The sequence below is a fragment of the Mesorhizobium sp. M1A.F.Ca.IN.020.06.1.1 genome (assembly GCF_004023265.1).
Lineage (GTDB): Bacteria > Pseudomonadota > Alphaproteobacteria > Rhizobiales > Rhizobiaceae > Mesorhizobium.
The window spans coordinates 1-4,294 of record NZ_RZSR01000505.1 but is presented as its reverse complement, the minus strand read 5'-3'; the positions used below and the strand labels follow the sequence as shown (position 1 = coordinate 4,294).

At 57.2% G+C, this 4,294-nt stretch carries 1 protein-coding gene and 1 pseudogene; both read left to right on the top strand.

From position 1 onward, the window contains the following. Positions 1-846: 846 nt before the first annotated feature. Positions 847-1,890, top strand: a pseudogene (gene nifA, locus EOA60_RS20885) (nif-specific transcriptional activator NifA); the annotation flags it as partial. A 398-nt stretch (positions 1,891-2,288) separates the two neighbouring features. Next, the coding region (locus tag EOA60_RS20880; RefSeq protein WP_164899435.1) for a S8 family peptidase at positions 2,289-4,294 on the top strand (2,006 nt) is incomplete at its 3' end.

Below are 4,294 nucleotides of genomic sequence, written 5' to 3'. Positions count from 1 at the left end.
CGCAAGGTGCGCGTCGCCATGAGCAACGCCTTCGCCATGGGCGGTACGAACGCAGTTCTGGCATTCAGGCAGGTGTAGAAGCCATGCAAGACGCATCATTTGAGGTCACCTGTCGTATCTAGCTGCTGAGGGGCGGGGCATTGTGAAACAGGGGGAGCTGTGTGGCCCCTCTTTCTCGGCTCGACGATGTGGAAGGAGCCTGTGCGGCGAAACGGGCCGACGCCCTCAGGCCCAGAACTTGGGCGAAACCAACTCCCACCAAAGCACAGCCGCTTTAGTAGCCGAACAATGAAGCCTCGCTCGACGAGCCGCCGCCTCTACTGTCAGCGGCATCACGCGGTTGAAGCGAACAGCGCAGCGGCTACTGTTTCCCGCACAACTCGGATGGCAATTGGGACAAGTCCGCACATGTCGTCACGTACGCTGAACGCCGCAGGTACAGCCAAATTGGGGGCGGAGCGTTTCTGCCGTTTTGATAGAATTCTATCAAACTGACAATTTTCCTTGCACGAATGCAAGGAGAGCTCGATTGACTCCCCTCCTTTCTTGTCAAGGATGGGTTTGCAGGCTGCGGTGCGGCAGAAGCCGGACAGAACGGCGACCGGTCGAGTAAAGGCCTGCGCAAACAAGCGCGCATATTGCGGGCGCCCGCACGGAGGAGAAGACGCTCGTCCTGGTGAAAGACAACGATGCTCAGGCGCCATTGCCATTTGCCGAGGGCGTCCGCGCGCCGGAAATTTCGAGGCACAAAGGTGAGATCGAGAATGATAATGACGAAAAACAACACAGCTCACCGTCAAGTGCAGTTCCACCGGCGGGTGGCGGAGTGGGATGGGCTGCCAAATGGAGCGTAAAAAGATCAGCAAGGAGATGCTTGGCGATAGTCTGGCGCTGCGCAAGCTGCGTGAGCACCTTGTCAAGGTGGCCAAGGCGAAGACTACGGTCATGTTGCGAGGTGAATCCGGAACCGGCAAGGAGCTGGTTGCCAAAGCCATTCACGAACTCTCGCCTCGCGCCAAGCAGCCCTTCATCAAGGTCAATTGCGCGGCGCTCACCGAGACGCTTCTGGAATCTGACTTGTTCGGTCATGAGAAGGGTTCCTTCACCGACGCGATCAATTTGCGCAAGGGGCGCTTTGAGGCTGCCGACAAAGGCACATTGTTTCTGGACGAGATTGGCGAAATATCGGGCTCGTTCCAGGCTAAGCTGCTGCGTGTCCTGCAGGAGCAGGAGTTTGAGCGTGTCGGCAGCAACCACACCATTAAAGTCGATGTTCGCGTGATTGCCGCAACCAACAGGGACTTGGAAAAGGCAGTTCAACGCAAGGAGTTCCGGCAAGACCTCTATTACCGCATCAGCGTCGTCACTTTACGCGTGCCGGCATTGCGCGAAAGGCGAGGTGATATTCCGCTCTTGGCCGCTCAGTTTCTCAAGAATTTCAATACTGAGAATGATCACACGCTGACCTTCGCTCCCGAAGCGATTGAGGTGCTAATGAATTGCGAATTTCCAGGCAACATCCGAGAGCTCGAAAACTGCGTTCAACGGACGGCAGTTCTGGCGACGGGTCCATCAATCCTCAGAACTGACTTTGCCTGTTGCGTGGGTGAGTGCTTGGCCGCGGCGCTGTGGAAGAACGGACCGCCGACGTCAGAGAACTCGACTACGATCGAGCCTTCCGCCGCCCGTGCCGCCCCGCCCGTCGGCGACGGGCAAGCGCCGATAGGCCCTGCCACGACTCGTGGTAGGGTGCCCGATGCCGATACGGTCATTGCCGCCATGGAAAAGTGTGGCTGGGTGCAGGCAAAGGCGGCGCGCCTGCTCGGTTTGACCCCGCGCCAGATCGGCTACGTGCTGAGAAAACACGGCATCGAGATCAAGCGTCTCTGAAACAACCCGCCGAGCAAGAGCTGGAGCAGGTCAAGCATTGGTGCTCTGGCGCCGAGCCCATCGGCCACCTTACGAACGTGGGTGTGAACAGCGCTGCCAAGATTCCGGCCGTGTGCTTTCTACCACCAGTCGTACTGGGGCTCTGCGGCTGACAAAACTAAGAAGGAGGAATCCTATGGCTAGTAACTTCGCTCTACACCGCAAGGGCAAATCCAATCCGACGTGCCTGAAATCCAGAAATAATCGATGTATCATTGGTGACACGCCAGCATGCGTAGAGGCGACGCGCAGATCTCCGCTGGCGGGACCTGGTCGATACATAAGCTGATCGCTTGCCGCTCGATATCGCGCCAATCTGATCTGAAAGAAATAAGTAGTTTTGGGAATAGGGATTAAGCATGCCAACGCGCTTCAGAACGATCAAATTGTTTTTAGCAACAACGGCGCTCTTCGCACCAAATCTGTCCTTGGCCCAGGAATCAGTCGCGTCGCCTGCGCCGGTGGCAGATGCCGAATATTCCAGAAATTGGGGCCTGAGTATGATCAACGCCCTGCCCGCCTACCTTAAAGGCTATACGGGCAAGGGCGTCGTCGTTGCGATTGTGGATACAGGACTGGATATCAACCATCCCGAATTCGTGGCGCGCATTTCGAAGGCGCTGCACAACTTCGGGACGGATAAACGCTTGGCTGACGTCAGCCATTCTGTCGACAAAGACGGTGTGCCTGACGGACACGGGACCCATGTGGCGGGGATAATCGGCGCCGCGCGCGACGGCACGGGCATGCAGGGCGTGGCCTATGAATCGACAGTATTGCCCCTTCGAGCAGTGGATATCGGCGACCCAGATGATCCCGAGATGGACCCGACCAATGAAGCGATCGAATACGCGATTGGTGCGGGAGCTGGCGTGCTCAATGGGAGCTACGGGCCAGGCCTGTTGCTGGGGCGGTATCTCAAGGACGAGAACGGCCAACTGAAACTCGATGGCAAGGGATATGCCATCGATAATAAAAACTATGAGATTCTCGACTATCAGGCCATCTATGATGATCCGAGCAATCTCGTCGATACCTACAATACGTTGAAGAAGGCGGCTAAGGCGGACATCGTGCTCGTCTTCGCCGCCGGTAATGATGCCAGTACCGACGACCAACCCGGCGCTGCTTCGGCGATTCCCAGCGGCATCGGCACGTTGCCGTTAATAACGCCAGAAAATACCAAAGATGGAAATCTTTATAAGTTCATCGACACAAACGATCAAACAAACAAAGGTTTCGATTTCAATAACCCAAATACATACAAGATAGTGAGCGGGTCTGATGTCTCGAAGCTCGACTTCTCGGATCTGGCAGGCTCGCTGATAACAGTCGTTGCTGTCGGCAAGGATGGCAAGATTGCCAGCTATAGCAATAGATGCGGAGCCACAGCAGAGTGGTGCCTCGCGGCTCCGGGTGGCGATATTAATGCCGATCCCGATAATCCGATTGATGAGAACGGCATTTATTCTACCTGGCCACAAGGGGATCGGGCGAACAAGAACAACCCGTATAAGTACGAGGAAGGTACTTCCATGGCAACGCCGCATGTTGCTGGCGCGGCGGCAGTGATCCGGTCGGCATTCCCTTACATGAACGCCCGCCAGACCATTGAAACCCTCCTGACAACGACGACCACCAAAGGGTTCGAGGATGAACAAGTCTTCGGCCAGGGTCTGCTCAATCTCGGCGTTGCGATCGAGGGTCCGGGCGAGTTCCGCTACGCCGGCGTCTTCGACGTCGACACCAAAGGCTACTCCTCGATCTGGTCGAATTCAATCTCGGGCGCCGGAGACCTGACGAAGCGCGGCGAAGGAGCGCTGATCCTGTCCGGCGAAAACAGCTACAGCGGGCCGACCAAGGTGCTTGGAGGCATACTCGCCGTCGATGGCCGCATTGTTTCGAAGGTAGGCGTCTCGGCTACTGGTACCCTTACGGGTATCGGTGCAGTCGGCTCTCTTACGGTTGGCGCAGGCGGCACCGTCGCTCCTGGCAGCGTGCTCGATCCAAGCAAGGGGGTTGCAGTGCTCACCGTCAACGGTGACTTCGTGCAGCAGGCCGGGTCGACCTATTTGGCGGGTATCGCACCGAGCAAGGCTTCAGATCTCATCGACGTTGCCGGCAGTGCCGCCATCAACAAGGGAGCGAGCGTCAACCTGGTGCGTGAAGGTGCCGGGCATTTCTCAGTCGATACCCGCTACACGCTTCTGACCGCCGCTGGCGGCGTGATCGGGACCTACGGCGGGCTGACAGGAGGCCTCTTTACAGACTCGCCCTTCGTCGATTTCGAACTCGCTTATGACCCGACCAACGTCTATCTCGACGTCGATCGCCATTCTGTCACCTTTGCCGATGTCGGCAATAC